Raw genomic sequence first — 14,282 nt, 5'->3', positions numbered from 1 at the left:
TTCAGTCGGCCAGCACCGCGTGATCGGGCGTGCGGTGCGCTTCGGCGAGTCGCGTGACGAATTCGTCGACGAACACCTGCATGTTCGCGGTCACGTTCTTGTTGCGGATCAGCAGGTAGTTGTAGCCGAACAGCGCGGGAATCGCGACGAACAGGCCGGTGACGGTGGCGAGCAGTGCAGCCGCGATACCCGGTGCGATCGCGTTCACGTTGACGTCGCCGGCCGCGGCGATCGCCGCGAACGTGATCATCACGCCGACCACCGTGCCGAGCAGGCCGAGGAACGGGCCGCCCGAGATCGCGATCGTCAGCAGCACCATCGATTTCGACAGCCGCTGGTTCTCGCGCACCAGCGTCGCGTCCATCGACGCGCGGATCGCCTCGATCGATTCGGACGTGATCACCGTGCGGCCGTTGCCGTCCACGCGGCTGTGGATTTCATGCACGCCGGCCTTGTACAGCCGGTACAGCGACGACTGGTACAGCCGGCGGCCATCGTCGCTCGCTTCGTCGACATGCGCGAGACCGACCAGGTGTCGCCCGGCCACTTCGCGAAAGCGCTGCACGAAATACTGGTTCGCCTTGTCGACGGTGCCGACGTAGCGCGCCTTCGTCCACATCACGATCCACGATACGAACGCCATGCCGAGCAGGATCGCAATCACGACCCATGCGTCGACGGTCACCGACTGCACGATCACGCCGAAGTAACCGAAGCCGAAGCCCGACTGCTTCTCGTCGGCGCCATACGCGACGAGCTTCGATTCCGAGCCCTGCGCGAGCGCGTCGACGGCGAGCGCGGCCGGCGAGCGCGCGATCTTCGACAAGCGCAGTTCGTCGAGCGCGCCCGTATAAGCAGCCAGGCCGGCCGGCGCACCGGCCGCATCCGCGCCGATGGTCGCCGCGCCGTTCAGCGCGGGCAGCGTCGCCGCGACCTGCGCGGCCTGCTTGCCGTTCACGTAGACGGTCAGGTTCCTGCCGTCGGCCGTGACCGCGAGATACGTCCACTGGTTCGCGGCGACCGGCGCGGCGGCCGGCGTGCGCACCGGCGCCGGGCTGCTGGACGCGCCGTCGACTTCCGCGAACGGCACGCCGTTGTCGAGACCGATCAGCAGCGCGTTCGCGCCGTCGCGGCGGCTGTACAGCACCGTGTTCGGCGCCAGCGCCGACGGCTTCACCCACGCGCTGAACGTGAAGCTGCCGCCTGCGGCCAGGTTCAGCGACGGGCTCGCCGGCAGCGTCAGCGCCCCGCTGCCGTCGAACCGCGCGCCCTTGCCGACGATGCCGTCCTCGACCGTGCGGAACGACGCGTTCTGCGCGTTGTTGCCGTATGCGGTCACATCCTTCGGCGGCGCGCCCGCCGCACCGTTGAAGTGATAGACGAGCGTGTAGTCGGCATCGAACGTCTCGGCCGGCTTGCCGCCGTCCGGCGCCTTCTTGTTGCCGTAGTACATCCAGATCGACTCGGCGGCACCGGCCGGCATCTTCGGCACGTCGACCCAGATCAGCGCGACGCCGAGCACCGGATCGTATTGTTCGATGTGGTAATTCAGCGGCGTCTTGTCGTCGGCGGCGACGAAGCGGATATCCGCGCCGTTGTCGGCCAGCCCGTCGAACTGGAAGTTGCCCGAATGCAGACGGATCAGCAGCGGCACGCGGCCGGCCGATTCCGCGAGATTGGCGCCCTTCGCGCTCGCGTCGACCGTGATCGCCTTCCGGTACGACCAGTCGTTCTGCCACCATGCGTTCGCGATGCCGGGCAGCACGCCGAACATCACCGCCAACAGGAAAAACAAGACTCGCTTCACGATCCACTCCCCGAATGTGCGGGCGCCGCGCTCGTCGCATCGCCCCGGCACGATCAAAAAAAATCCGTCAGAACCCCAGCCGTACGTAGAAATCGAATCGCGGGCTGTACTGCCGCGTATAGACGCCCGCCTTCAACGGCCACCCGGCCTCGAAATCCGCGCTCGCGTACTTCATGATCTGCAGCCGTGTGCCGAAGCCGACACTCATCAGGTTGAAGCGCGACGTCTGCTCGGGCAGCGGACTCAGCAGCCACAGGTGCGCCGCGTCGAAAAACGCGTGGAAACGCCATTCGTTCACACGACTGCCGACCGCGCCGCCCAACCACTTCGACAGTGACGGGCTGCGCAGCTCCAGCGACGCGATCACGCCGCTGTCGGCCGTGTCCTCCGCCTGCATGTAGCCGCGCACGCTGTTCATCCCGCCCGCGGCGAACTGCTCGCTCGACACCAGCGGCGAGTTCGAGATCTGCGCGCTGACGTGGGCATTGGCCTGCATGTCGTTCGCGAAGCGCTGCGTGTGGTTGACGTCGAACTTGCCGTACACGAAATCGGGCGTCGCGTTGTAGCGCTTGTTGTCCCACGCGCCCCAGTCGCTGCCGAGGCCGCGGATGTTCGTCGTCAACGACGCGGAGAACGACGTCTGCGAATTCTTCAGGCTGAGCTGGCCGTTGTACGAGAACGTCACCGGCACATAGGTCAGCGGCGCCGTGGACGTCTGGCCCACCAGGCTCACGTTCTCGTCGTAATGCTTGCGGTCGATCTCGATGCTGACCGAATGCGCATACGTCTCCGTCGCCGGCAGTGCATAGATCGCGGTGAAGCCGTAGGTCGTGCCCTTGCCGAGCACGTTCGTGCCGCCGACCGACGCGACGTTGCTGTCCGAGTGCACGACCGTCGCGAGGAAACTCCAGCGCGTGTCCCTGATCGGCGCGAGATACGAGAACGCGTAGACGCGCGCATCATTCGGATGCTGCGGCGCGATCACATAGGTGCCGGAAATCACGTGGCCGAGCTGCCACAGATTCGAGTAACTGAGGCTCGCGCTCGTGCGCAACGTCGACGTGCCGGGGCTGTTGTCGTTGTTCAGTTCGAGCGTGCCGTGCAGCGGGCTGTGATCATCGACCTTCAGGTCGACGTCGACCGTCTGCGGCTGCGCGCCCGGCTTGAGCACCGGGATCACCTGCCGGTCCGCCGAGCGGTTCAGGTCGGTGAGCTGCTGCTGCGCCTGGTTGAAATCGGGCACCTGGCCTTCGGCCAGCGCAGGCACCGCATCGCGGATGTTCTGCGGCGAGTTGTATTTCGCGCCGTCGACGCGCAGGCGCCCGACCTTCGCCTCGGTCACCTGCAGCAGGATCACGCCGTTCTTCACCTGCTGCTGCGGCAGCTCGACGACGACCGACTGGTAGCCGCGCTCCTGGTACGCCTTCTGCAACGCGTCGCGAGCCGCGTTCACGTCGGCGAGCGTCCGGCCCGGCCCTTCGAACGGATACACGGCCTTCTCGATCTCGATCGTCGGCAGCGTCGTGTTGCCGCGCACCACGAAGGCATTCACGTCGAACGTCTGCGGCGCCGACGGCGCCGCCTTCGCGGCCGGCGCGGCGGCTTCCTGCGCATGAATGCCCGGCGCGAGGCCCAGCCCTCCGACCAGCACGGCGCCGGCCAGGCATCGGCAGTTCAGCCGCCATCGTTCGCGTGACTTGCGGTCTACTCTCGGCGGCATGCGCCATTCCCCTTTGTTGTTCCGGATCGCAGCGAAGTGCTCGGCACCCGTCGCCCGCTTCGCTATCAAATGCCTGTTTCATTTTGATGACGCTTTATTCGTCATCCTTATCATGATCAGCGCAATGCTTTTCACACGCTTCGATTCGAACTCAGCCGCAACGCATCTGCACCGCCCGCGCATCCGCAGGGAAACCGAACTGCGCGTGCGCGAATCGCATCAGCGTATCGACGCACACCGCGAGCGATGTGCGGCCGGTGTCGATCGTGAGGTCGGCGTCCACCGGCGGCTCGTACGGCGACGAAACGCCCGTGAATTCCGGCAGCACGCCGCCCCGCGCCTTCGCATACAGCCCTTTCGGATCACGCGCCTCGCAGCAGGCCAGCGGCGTGCTCACATACACTTCGCGAAATGCCTGCCCCACGATCGATCGCGCTTCGTCGCGCATCGCCACGAGCGGAGAAATGACCGAGACGATCGCAAGCGCGCCGGATTCGCTCGTCAGTGCCGCGACTTCGGCGATGCGCCGCACGTTTTCGAAACGATCCTGCACCGTAAAACCGAGATCCCGATTCAGCCCCGTCCGCAGCCGGTCGCCGTCGAGCACCACGGGATGCACGCCTCGGTCGCGCAATCGCGCCGCCAGCGCGTCGGCCAGCGTCGTCTTGCCCGCGCCCGACAGCCCAGTGAGCCACAGCACCCCGCCAGCCCGTTGCGACGACGCGCCGCACACCGCATACGCCGCGTCTACCGATAAGGACGAAACGACGCCGGAAAACCCGCAACGATCGCTCTTCATCACGCTCGCCCGCCGGTGTTCGCTGGCTCGTCGTCCTCGCGCGGACGCGTCTGCCAGAAGCCGCCCTGCATCGTCACGATCGACGGCGTCTCGGCCCATTGATGCGGGCTCAGGATTTCGGCACGCCGCACGTTCGGCAGCACCTGCACGTCGAAGATCTCGTCGACGCCATTGAAGAACTGAAGGATGCCGAGCACGTCGCCGCTGTTCGCGTCGAGCGCGGCGACTCCCGCGACCAGCCCATCCGATTCGCTTTCGATCGGCAACCCCTGCGGGCCGCGCTTGTCGCGCAGCTTCGACAGTCCGACGAACAGCACGCCGCCGTATTCCGCGAGGCCGTGCGTAAAGCCCGGCAGCTTCGCGAGCACGCGTCGTGCGCCCGATTGCGGATCGATCTGCAGCACGTGGCCGCGACCGCCTTCGAGCACGTGCAGACGCCCGCCGATCACGCGCGGCGAATGCGGCATCGACAGCCCCGATGCGACGACCCGGCCGGACGGCACCTCCATCACGATGCCGCCGCCGGCCATCCCGCTTCGCCAGCCGAACGGCTCGTCGCTCATCCCGAGCGCGGTCACGAACCGCACCTTGCCGTCGGCGAACGCCATGCCGTTCAGGTGGCAGCGATCGTCGGGCACCGTCGCCGTCACGAACGGCGGCTGCCAGATCGGCGTGAAGTTGAAATAGCCGTCGATCACGCTGATGCACGAATAGCGCGTGTTGACCGCGAGCAGGACGTGCTTGTCGAACGCCATGTCGTGCAGGTCGAGATCGCCGGTGTAGTAGGACATGCGCGGCACGAACATCGCGTCGTAATGATCCGGGCGGCCCGGATAAAGCGGCGCGAGCGTCGACACGTTGGCAAACACCATCAGCTCGTGCATCGTCGCGACCGCGAGCCGGTTGCCCGACACGGCCATTCCCATCGAGCGCGGCAACAGGCACGCGGACAGCGTGGGCATGCCGCCGTCGACGCCGATCACCGCGACGCCGGACGGGCGCCGGCTCACGGCCAGCGAGCACTTGAGCGCGTCGAGCACCTGCAGGAAGCGCCCCGTGTCGCGCAGGTTGATGACCGGCGCGAGCGCTTCCGCTTCCCGCGCCGATACGTCGTCCGGTGCCGCGCCGCTATCGCCGGCCGGCCGGGTTTCCTCGAACTGTTCCACTGTCATGCACCTGTCGGCTTCACGCCGCGTGATGAGAAAAATGCGCGCGTCCGCGTCGTCCCGCCCGCCGACACGACGCACGTGCATCGGTCTCGAACGGGGCCGCGTACGGCGCACCAAGTCGCAGCTCCCACCTACCTAGACGGAACGAAGCGCGCATTGCCGCAATTTTTTTGCGTGACGTCGACCGTTCTGCCGCCACGGGCAAACGGTCGACACAAGCGGCCCGCGTGTGCCATGCCGTGCAACCGACAAGGCGCGGACTGCAATGCGCGCGCAGCCAGCCCCTCGCGCGATGCTCGCGAGACGCGGCGCATGACCTTGCGTGGCCCCCGTTTCGTGTGCGTGCCGTTGCCCGGCCGATCTCCGGCTCTTCAGCGGCCCGCACTTGCGCACGGACCGCCGGCAAACGTGTCGCCGTCTTGCTGGCCGACGTGCGAAAACGCAACGCGCCAGCGTGCAGCCGGCACCATCCTCCGGTTTCAACCGGGAAGTTTTTGTGACATTCCGCTGAAGATATTCACGAAACGCACGCGAAACCCGGCCGGGGACCGCCGGGACTGCGCCGAGACCGTTTACGCGCGGCGGACTCCCGATCCGCCCCACGGCAAACCGCCGGCACGCATGAAATCCTGCGGCTTGCGCCCACCCGCTTCGTCCTAGCTATTGAGAACGGACAACATCAACGACAGGACGATCCATGTCATTCGCGACGATGCTCGTACGGTGGCTCGCCGGGCGATGGTCCGGCGCCGTCGGAACGCCGGGCCGGCTGCTTCCGCCTGCCGCTCATGCAGCGCCGAATCCGCCGCTGCGCTGGCGCACGCCCTGGCTCGCGTGGCAACTGCTGTCTTGGACCGCGCTCACGCTGCTTGCTCCGCCGATCTGGACGATCGGCACGCTGCTGCTGATCAATTCGTCGAGCGACCAGCCGCTGTTCTGGGCGCTTGCGATGGCGATCGTCCCCGTCGCGAACGGAGTCGCGATCGTCGCGACGAACCAGCGGCATCACCGCGCGCCGTTCACGCGACGCCCGGCGGTCGCGCTGCACATGTTCGGCATCGCGATGACCGTCGGCTGCGCGCTGTTCGTGCTGCTGCTGTGGCGTTCGCACGCGATCGCCAGCCTCGTCGGCCCGCTGGCGGCCGACGGCATGCGTCCCGCTACGCTCGCGTGCTGGGTGGCGGGGCTCGCCGCACTGTTCGGCGTCACGTCATCTGCGCATGCGTGGCTGGCGTTCGAGGTCTGAGCGCGCCGCGCCGACACTGCGGGGGCACGCGGATGCATCGATACGGGACAGGAAGGACCGCGCACGTGCGGCGCGAACGCGGCATCGCGATCGTGACGGTGCTGCTCGTCGTCGCGCTGGCAGCCGCGCTCGCGGCCAGCGTGCTGTGGCGCCAGCAGGTCGCGACGCGCGACGTCGAGAACCAGCGGCTCGCGACGCAGACGATGTGGGTGGAGCGCGCCGCGGTCGAATGGGCGCGCGCGACGCTGCGCGCGCAAAGCGCGACGTCGAACGTCACGTTCGTCGGCCAGCCGTGGTCCGCGCCGGTCGCCGACGTGCAGCTTTCGGACCTGCTGCCGTCCGACGCGCTGGCGGTCAACGCCGAGTTGTCGCGCGCGTGGATCTCGGGCAGCGTCGAGGATGCGCAGGCGCGCTTCAACCTGATGAACCTCGTATCGCGCGCCGCGCCCGGCAAGCCGTGGCAGTCCAACGGCGAAGGTGTTCTGGCGTACCGGCGGCTGCTCGGCCAGCTATCGCTCGAACCCGCGCTCGCGCAGCAGACGGCCGACTACATGCTGCGCTCGCTGCGCGACGCGAACGGCCCCGGCGGCTGGCCGCTGCAACTGGTGTCCGTCGACGATCTCGCCCGCATCCCCGGCTACGACGCACATGCGATCGAAACGCTCGCGCCGTTCGTGACGATCCTGCCCGACCTGACCGTCGTCAACGCGAACACCGCGGCCGAGCCCGTGCTCGTCGCCGCGATTCCGACGCTGTCGCCCAGCCAGGCAAAACGGCTCGTCGACCGGCGCGCCACCGCATATTTCGTCAGCACCGGCGACATCGCCGAATACCTGCTGCCCGCGCAGGGCGGCAACCCGACGCTGCCGGACGGCTCGTCCGTCGGCGTGACCAGCGGTTATTTCATCGTGCACTGCCGCGTGCATTCGGCACGCATCAACGCGCGCGTCGACACGCTGATCGCGCGCTACGGCAGCGGCAATTTCGCGTGGACGTCGGTCATCTGGGTGCGACGGCTCGCGAGCTGAAGCCGGGAGCGGTGTGCACTTGCGTGGCGCGTCGCGTGACGGGCCGGCAACGCGCGGTCATCGGCCCGCATTGCGCATCAACGCCCGCTAGTTCAACGACGATTCGCTCAATGCGACCGGGCGCACGCCCTGCGACGCCGCCGCAGCGAACGACAGCCGCGTGAGGCTCGTCTCGCGCACTTCGCCGAGCAGCCGGTTCCAGTCGTCGATCGACACCAGCAGCGCGATCGGCCGGTTGTATTTGGTGACCATCACGAGCGCCTCGCCCGCGTGCCGCAGCGCCTTCGACGGATTGCTGCTGAAGTCGCGCGTCGCCATCGCGATCGTGCGCAGGCTGAACACGTTCGCGGCCGGATCGTCGCCGTCGTCGTGCATCAGGCGCTCGAGCGTCGCCGCACGCAGCAGCGCCTGCGACTTCGCGGACAGCCGGTTGTCGCGACGCCGGCGCCGTTCGCTGCGCGGATCGACGTGCACGGCGAGCATGCGCACGATCTGGCCGAGCGCCGTCGCGGGCAGCTGGTCGTAACGCTCCCACCACGCGGGCGGCAGCGCGATCATCATCCCCGCATAGGTGGCCGTCACGCCGTCGGCGATCAGCGACGGCAGGCGCTCGACGTCGCGCGCGTCGAGCGCGAGCGCACCGCCGACGACGCGCGTCATCACGCCGAGCGCGTTGTACGCGAACGCCGCGATCCCGCTCGCCAGCAGCGCCGCGCGCGCGGGCACGCCGCCAAACAGCGCGCCGCCCGTCACGGGCTGGAGCGACAGCGGCAACGCGTCGCGCCAGCGCCGGCACGACAGTTGCACGACCTGCGGCGCGTCGAACCGCTCGGCCGGCAGATCGGTCAGCAGCGTGACGATTTCGCCGGTTTCGCCGTGCGCCGCGGCGCGGCGCCATTCGATCCGCCGAAACGCGCCCGATACTCCGCCATCGCCGGCCATCCCGACGGACTGTTCGTACACGTGCCCGTCGCCGAGCCCGCCGGCTTCCTGCCAGTCGCCCAGCGGCCGGCACGCGGCCGCGCGGCCGTATTCGCGCACGACGAACGCGCCGCCGCGGCGCGGCCAGCCGGACAGGATCGCGTCCGTATCGAAGCGCCCGTCGACGATCCACAGCTCGCCCGGCCTGACCGTTTCGAGCAGCGCGCCGACGAAGGCGCGCTCATGCGAGCGGCCGCGCTCGTAAGGCAGCAGGTCGACGATCATCCCGAGATCCGGATCGTAGACCGGCAGCACGCGCGGCCCGCCCGCGGCGGCATCGCCCGCAGGGCCGTCGCACGCGCGTCCGCAACCGCAACCGTCAGCCCGCGGTGCGCATGCATCGCCCGCACCGTCGAGCACGCGCAGCCGCATCCCGTCGACCACGCGCGCGCCGTCGACGGTGCGCACCGACGCGACGGGCAGCAGCAGTTCGACGCTGTCCTTCGCCAGCGCACGCCCCCAGCCGGACCGCCACCGGCTCATGCGGTCGTGCAGCGCCGCTATGGCTGCGCCGAACCCCGGCGCAGCCGCGCCGACTGCATCCGGCATCCGCTGCCACGCGGCAATCGCCGCGATCGCGTCGACGGCGAGCGCGAACAGCGCCTCGCGGGTCGACTCGTCGTCGGGTTCGTCGCCGGCGTCCGCCGCGGCGCCGATCCAGTCGTCGTGCAGCGCGCACTGCAGCACGAGCCGCGTCATGATCGTCATCGGGCTCTGCTCGACAAAGCGTTCCACGATCGTGCGCATCATCGGGTTACCCCACACTGTCTGGTTGATTGCGCGGGCCGCCGCAGCGGCATGCGCGCGCGTGCGCCGCGATGCGATCGCACTTGACGGAGCGCGTTCGGCGCCGCAGCATCGTGGACGACCGGATCCGCGCGACGACGCGCCGTCGCGGCGGTCCGCCCGCAATCGATGCACGAGGCACCGGCATGTACGTAGATCCACGCGTGGCGCACGGCCGCGCCCGGTTCGACCTGAGCGGCTCGCCGCGGCTCGTCGCCGACGAGCGCCGCTGGGAAATCAGCGACGTCGTCACGCGCGGCATCGACGATTTCGCGGGCGTGCGCAACCGCCGCAACCTGATGCGGCTGCTCGAACGCCAGATCGCGCCGAAGCTCGCGCGCCTCGGGCTCGAGCCGTACGTCGGCGTGCTCGGCCACGTTGAAGGACTGTTCGTCAATTTCTCGACGATGAGCGCCGAGCACGGCCTGCGCGAATTCCAGCTTCAATTGACGGTGCCCGACCTCGTGCTGCGCAGCTTCGCGTCGAACGCGATCCGGCCGCATGCGGTCGCGCGCTGCATGCAGCGCAACGGCGTGTTGTCGCTCGCGGAAATCGAGCATGAAACGCGCATCGCGTTCGTCGCGGCGCGCGTGATGCGCTCGCTCGCACTCGCGGAAGGCTGGCAGCAGATCGGCGTGCCGACGCCGCACGGGCTGTTCGTCGGCACGCTGACCGACGCGCACGATGTCGCGATGAACACTTATTTCCGACCCGGCGACAACGACCGTCCGTCGCGCTGGAGCGGCTTCTCTGCCCTCTTCTCGACGATGCCGGACTGGCGCCCGGAACAGGTCCGGCACGGCGGCGAGCTGCTGCAATGGATGGTCAACCATATCGTGGCCCTGCAAGAATCCGCACCGTTCGTCGAACGCTTTCCCTTTCTGCGCGAGCCGCTGCGCGACGCCGGCGATCCGCTCGACGCCGCGTGGAGCGGCGCACGTGCCGGCAGGCAGCGCGGGTCGCCATCCTGAATCCCGATTCGTGAATCGGGGCTTGCGAGGTCCGGCCGGCAAGACCTCGCCGCATGCCGCCCCGCTGCACGAACGGTGATCCGGGGGCCGATCCGGCCCCCGGTCCCGCTCTACGGCCCCCTCTACAGCCCCTCTTCACGGCCCCCTCGCTCTCTCATATACAAGGTCGAAGCGAGCCCGCGTAACCCGCAGACTTTCTTCCTGCGCCCGCTCGCCGAATCAATGCGTGCGCGTCGAGCCGCCCGGCTCACCCGGCTCCTGGCGCCCGACCGTCTCCAGCACGGCCCACATCCAGATCAGCTCGCGGACCGTGCGCGCATGCTCGTCGCTCTGCGTGCGCCAGCGCCGGAAAGCGTCGAGTTCGTGTTCCGTCGTGTCGCCGGCGCGCAGCCACAGCAGCCAGCGCACCGCGCCCTCGCGGATCGCGTCGGCGCGCGTGTTTGCGTCGCCGGAATCCTCATCCCGTTGCGATTCGTTCATGATCACGCCACCGCCCGAAGCTCCCTCGACACACATCCCCCGCACCGCGCATCGCTGCGCGACCGGGGCGCTTGCCACCCACGCCTCGGGTCCGACGACGCCCCGCCGGGCTGCCACGAAAGACAGCCCGGCGTTTGCCGGCCCTCATTGATCAGGTCGTATCGGACGGCCGTAACCCGCAGCGTGCGGACAGCCGGAAAGGAGGCGCATGAATCGCCCGCGGAAGGAAGACGGGGAATTGAAACGCGGGAAGCCGCGTCAGCTCAGCAGCACGATGTTGCCGGGCAGGTGCGTGATGTGCGCGCCGTACAGGCGGCCGACCATGTCGATCACGTCGTCGAGCCGCGTGATCGGAAACTGCGCCTGCATCCGGTTCGCACCGAGCGACGCGCTGCGCAGGATCACCTTGCCGCGCCGGTAGCGGTTGATCTCGTCGACGACATCCGCGAGCGGCACGCCGTTGAACACCAGCATGCCGCGCCGCCACGCGCTGACTGCGCCCGGATCGATCCGCGACACGGGCTGCACGCCGCGATCGTCGTAGACCACCTGATCGTCGGCATTCAGCGTGCGTGCGCCGCGCGGATGCTCGAGCGCGACCGTGCCCGACAGGCAGGTCACGCAGACCTGCGAGCCCGTGCGCCGCACATTGAAGCGCGCGACGCTCGCCTGCATGCGGCCGCCGCCCGCGACCACGATGACGGGCTGGATCGGCGTCGCACGGCTGGCCGGCGGCACGGCCGCGTCGATCTCCGCCTCGCCCGCGACGACTTCGACACCGTGCGCGGCATCGCTCGCCGGCAGCACGTCGACGCGCGTCTGCGTATTCAGTTCGACCGTCACGCGCGACGACAGCGTGATGCTGCGCTGCTCGCCGGTGCCCGTGTGGTAATCGGCCGCGAGATCGCCGAGCGAAGGCCACAATTCCATCGGCGGGCGCAACGCGAGCCACGACGCACCGGCCGCGACCGCAAAGCCGATGAACGCACGCCGCCCGGTGCGCATCGTGCGCTCGCGCTTTGCAATGTTCGCCCACGCAGCGGCCGCGCGTTCCTCGTGCGCGAGCTCGGTCGCAGCCGTGCGCAGCGAACTCCAGGTGTCGCGCAGCAGATCGGCGGCCTGCGGACGATCGGCGCACCAGCGCTCGAACGCGTCGGCTTCGGCCTGGGTCGCGCTCCCCGAGCGCAGACGCAGCAGCCACGCACTCGCTTCGTCGAGTTCGTCGTGGGCAGGTTCGGCCTGGGCTTTCGTCATCGTCCGGATGCTCAAAATTTGCGCGGGCCGCCTCGCGAACCCGTGTACGAATCACCGTCATCTTCCTGCATGCGCTGCAGGCAGTACTTCATCGCCGCGCTCAGCTCGCTTTCGACGAGCCGCAGCGAAATACCGAAATGCTCGGCGATCTCGCGGTTCAGCAGGCCGTCCACGCGCGCGGCCAGCAGGATCGCGCGGCGCCGCGGCGGCAGGCCGCGCAGCACGTCCTTCAATGTATCGACCTTGCGGCGCGCCGCGACGATGCGCTCGGGGTCGGCCAGTTCGTCGGGCATCTCGAGCAGCGTCTCGACATCGTCGTCGTGCAGATGGCGCCGTTCGCGGCGATGCTGGTCGATCGCGACATTGTTCGCCATCCCGAGGATATAGGCGTCCGCATTCGTCACCTGCGTGGAGACGTTCGCATTTTCGAGGCGCAGCCAGGTTTCGTGCAGTGCATCGGCGGCGCCGTCCTTCGACCCCGTCACGCGCTCGAGGCGCCTGACCAGGTACGCGTAGCGCGTCGCCAGCAGATTCCGGAGCCCGGAGCGGTTGCTGTCGGACATGGCGGCCTAGCCCCGAACGGCCGGCTGCGGCACCGGACAGCGGAAATGCACGCCATTGCCGGCCGGCCGCAGCAGGATCGTGACCGGCTGCGGCAAGTCCGCCGGCGGCGCGTCGTCCAGCTTCAGCGCGCGCAGCGCGCGCATCACCGCCGCGTCGCGGGCGGCCGAACCGCTCGATGCCACCATGTTGACCGCCACCACCGTCCCCCTGTTGTCGATGCGCACCTGCGCGACGAGTCGATAGCTGCCCGGCACGGCCGCCGGCTGCGCGCACAGCGCATCGATCAGATGCGCCTGCAGCGAGCCCGCGAACGCGCGCCGCTCGCCGGAATCGCCGATCCCGTCGATCGGCAAGGCCGCATCCGCCGGCGTGTCGGCCGTCGCGGGCGCCGTCTCGGCGGCCGGCTGCGCGACGATGATCGCTTCGTCCGGACGCGAGAATTCCGCACGCAACCCCGTTCCGGCCAGCATCCGCTCGAGCGCGTCGCGCGGTGCGAATTCGCCCCGGACCGGCGCACTCGTGCGCCCGTCGAGCAGCGGCGCCGGCGCCAGCACGATCAGTTCGGTCATCCGCGCGAAATCCTGCAAGGTCTTCGCGAGCGGCTGCGCGGGCAGATCGAAATGCACCGCGCTGCCCGGCTGGAGGCCGATGGAACCGGTCTCCTGCGCCTGTACGCCGCGCATGCAAAGCACGACGAACGCGAGCCACGCGACGAGCGCCAGGACACCGGTCGGCGCCCGTGAACGAGTCATGAATCCCTGGACGGAAGTGGAGTTGCACGTTGCATGCCGGAACGCGCTCCCCCGTGAGCGGTTCCGTCGCAAGCGAACGACAGATTGTGAGCGGGTACTATGACAGTCCGGTGAACCGTGTAGCTGCGCGCACCACTTTCGCGCGTCACGCGCGTGGCGGGCGCCGCATGCGGTTCATGGCCGGCGCACCACGAAGTTGCCGATGCCCGTGCCGACCACTGCCATCCGCACATCGCCGGACCACAGCGTGATCGTCACCGGCACGTCGATGCTTTCGCTGCCGAGCACGATCCGCGACGGCGCTTCGCCGCCCCCCGTGTAACGCACCGACACGCCCGTGACTTCGGTGCCCCAGCGGCGCGCGCGATACAGTTCATCCGTCATCGGCGCCCACGCGCCGCTTTCCATGCGCTGCACGAAACGGTAGCCGCCGCCGACCGGCTGCCATGCGATCGGCATCGACCGCACCTGCGCTTCGTCGCCGGCCGATTCGAGCAGGTTCGCGAGGCGCTGCGCTTCCTCCGCCAGATCGGTACGGCGATTGCGCGACGGCGCGAGCGTCACGACCGCGACCAGCAGCCCGACGATCAGGAGCACGACGAGCATCTCCAGCAGCGTGAAGCCGCGTTGCGTGCGGCGGAGTGCGTTCTCATGCGGCCCGCCTGCGCGCGACGTTCGGGTTTCGTCGTGGCCCGTCATCATGCATTCACCCTTTCATCAAAGAA

13 protein-coding genes are annotated in these 14,282 nt (G+C 68.8%); 3 read left to right on the top strand and 10 right to left on the bottom strand.

Annotated elements, in window-relative coordinates; all coding sequences use genetic code 11:
• Position 1: 1 nt before the first annotated feature.
• The 4 genes from DM992_RS31090 to DM992_RS31075 all read right to left on the bottom strand — a co-directional run bounded on the left by DM992_RS31090 (position 2) and on the right by DM992_RS31075 (position 5,498).
• Entirely contained in the window at positions 2-1,807 is a 1,806-nt protein-coding gene (locus DM992_RS31090; protein WP_111020498.1) for a MotA/TolQ/ExbB proton channel family protein, read from the bottom strand.
• A 67-nt stretch (positions 1,808-1,874) separates the two neighbouring features.
• Positions 1,875-3,527 (bottom strand): ShlB/FhaC/HecB family hemolysin secretion/activation protein, encoded by a 1,653-nt coding sequence (locus DM992_RS31085; protein WP_239511386.1) that lies wholly within the window; start codon positions 3,525-3,527, stop codon positions 1,875-1,877.
• A 151-nt stretch (positions 3,528-3,678) separates the two neighbouring features.
• Positions 3,679-4,326, bottom strand: coding sequence for an adenylyl-sulfate kinase (gene cysC, locus DM992_RS31080; RefSeq protein ID WP_239511385.1), 648 nt, complete (start codon positions 4,324-4,326; stop codon positions 3,679-3,681).
• Positions 4,326-5,498, bottom strand: a complete 1,173-nt coding sequence (locus DM992_RS31075; RefSeq protein WP_111020496.1) for a TIGR03032 family protein — start codon at positions 5,496-5,498, stop codon at positions 4,326-4,328. Before DM992_RS31075 ends, cysC begins: the two co-directional genes overlap by 1 nt.
• Positions 5,499-6,192: 694 nt before the next feature.
• On the opposite strand from DM992_RS31075, the gene DM992_RS31070 reads away from it, so the two are divergent.
• Together DM992_RS31070 and gspK are read left to right on the top strand one after the other, a co-directional pair.
• Positions 6,193-6,741 (top strand): hypothetical protein, encoded by a 549-nt coding sequence (locus DM992_RS31070; RefSeq protein ID WP_111019966.1) that lies wholly within the window; start codon positions 6,193-6,195, stop codon positions 6,739-6,741.
• A 32-nt stretch (positions 6,742-6,773) separates the two neighbouring features.
• A complete protein-coding gene (gene gspK, locus DM992_RS31065) occupies positions 6,774-7,769 on the top strand; it encodes a type II secretion system minor pseudopilin GspK (RefSeq protein WP_111019965.1) in 996 nt (331 codons plus the stop codon).
• An 87-nt stretch (positions 7,770-7,856) separates the two neighbouring features.
• On the opposite strand, the gene DM992_RS31060 is transcribed toward gspK, so the two are convergent.
• The gene (locus tag DM992_RS31060) at positions 7,857-9,500 is read right to left on the bottom strand and encodes a transposase (RefSeq protein ID WP_111019964.1); all 1,644 of its coding nucleotides are present in this window, start codon (positions 9,498-9,500) and stop codon (positions 7,857-7,859) included.
• Between the two features lie 182 nt (positions 9,501-9,682).
• Here DM992_RS31060 and DM992_RS31055 point away from each other — a divergent pair, with 182 nt between their 5' ends.
• Positions 9,683-10,507, top strand: coding sequence for a hypothetical protein (locus DM992_RS31055; protein ID WP_111020495.1), 825 nt, complete (start codon positions 9,683-9,685; stop codon positions 10,505-10,507).
• Positions 10,508-10,726: 219 nt separating this feature from the next.
• Here the strand turns inward: DM992_RS31055 and DM992_RS31050 are convergent, their stop codons facing one another.
• From DM992_RS31050 to DM992_RS31030, 5 genes are all read right to left on the bottom strand, one after another.
• The gene (locus tag DM992_RS31050) at positions 10,727-10,987 is read right to left on the bottom strand and encodes a DUF4880 domain-containing protein (RefSeq protein WP_239511384.1); all 261 of its coding nucleotides are present in this window, start codon (positions 10,985-10,987) and stop codon (positions 10,727-10,729) included.
• 258 nt (positions 10,988-11,245) lie between these two features.
• Entirely contained in the window at positions 11,246-12,241 is a 996-nt protein-coding gene (locus DM992_RS31045; protein WP_111020494.1) for a FecR domain-containing protein, read from the bottom strand.
• A gap of 11 nt (positions 12,242-12,252) precedes the next feature.
• Complete coding sequence (locus DM992_RS31040; protein WP_111019962.1) at positions 12,253-12,804, bottom strand: RNA polymerase sigma factor; 552 nt, start codon at positions 12,802-12,804, stop codon at positions 12,253-12,255.
• A 6-nt stretch (positions 12,805-12,810) separates the two neighbouring features.
• Positions 12,811-13,557: a TonB C-terminal domain-containing protein gene (locus DM992_RS31035; RefSeq protein ID WP_111019961.1), complete on the bottom strand. Its 747-nt coding sequence runs from the start codon at positions 13,555-13,557 to the stop codon at positions 12,811-12,813.
• A 174-nt stretch (positions 13,558-13,731) separates the two neighbouring features.
• Positions 13,732-14,259, bottom strand: coding sequence for a GspH/FimT family pseudopilin (locus tag DM992_RS31030; RefSeq protein WP_111019960.1), 528 nt, complete (start codon positions 14,257-14,259; stop codon positions 13,732-13,734).
• Between the last annotated feature and the right edge of the window lie 23 nt (positions 14,260-14,282).

The sequence above is a fragment of the Burkholderia sp. JP2-270 genome (assembly GCF_003233675.1).
Classification (GTDB): Bacteria; Pseudomonadota; Gammaproteobacteria; order Burkholderiales; family Burkholderiaceae; genus Burkholderia; species Burkholderia pyrrocinia_C.
The sequence above is the reverse complement of the archived record's forward strand: the minus strand, read 5'-3'. Positions and strand labels throughout refer to the sequence as shown.

Coding starts and splice junctions, on each gene's coding strand:
- DM992_RS31085 (WP_239511386.1), bottom strand. CDS start 3,527: ATGCCGCCGAGAGTAGACCGCAAGTCACGCGAACGATGGCGGCTGAAC.
- DM992_RS31045 (WP_111020494.1), bottom strand. CDS start 12,241: ATGACGAAAGCCCAGGCCGAACCTGCCCACGACGAACTCGACGAAGCG.
- DM992_RS31060 (WP_111019964.1), bottom strand. CDS start 9,500: ATGATGCGCACGATCGTGGAACGCTTTGTCGAGCAGAGCCCGATGACG.
- DM992_RS31055 (WP_111020495.1), top strand. CDS start 9,683: ATGTACGTAGATCCACGCGTGGCGCACGGCCGCGCCCGGTTCGACCTG.
- cysC (WP_239511385.1), bottom strand. CDS start 4,326: ATGAAGAGCGATCGTTGCGGGTTTTCCGGCGTCGTTTCGTCCTTATCG.
- DM992_RS31075 (WP_111020496.1), bottom strand. CDS start 5,498: ATGACAGTGGAACAGTTCGAGGAAACCCGGCCGGCCGGCGATAGCGGC.
- DM992_RS31040 (WP_111019962.1), bottom strand. CDS start 12,804: ATGTCCGACAGCAACCGCTCCGGGCTCCGGAATCTGCTGGCGACGCGC.
- DM992_RS31030 (WP_111019960.1), bottom strand. CDS start 14,259: ATGATGACGGGCCACGACGAAACCCGAACGTCGCGCGCAGGCGGGCCG.
- DM992_RS31070 (WP_111019966.1), top strand. CDS start 6,193: ATGTCATTCGCGACGATGCTCGTACGGTGGCTCGCCGGGCGATGGTCC.
- DM992_RS31035 (WP_111019961.1), bottom strand. CDS start 13,557: ATGACTCGTTCACGGGCGCCGACCGGTGTCCTGGCGCTCGTCGCGTGG.
- gspK (WP_111019965.1), top strand. CDS start 6,774: ATGCATCGATACGGGACAGGAAGGACCGCGCACGTGCGGCGCGAACGC.
- DM992_RS31050 (WP_239511384.1), bottom strand. CDS start 10,987: ATGAACGAATCGCAACGGGATGAGGATTCCGGCGACGCAAACACGCGC.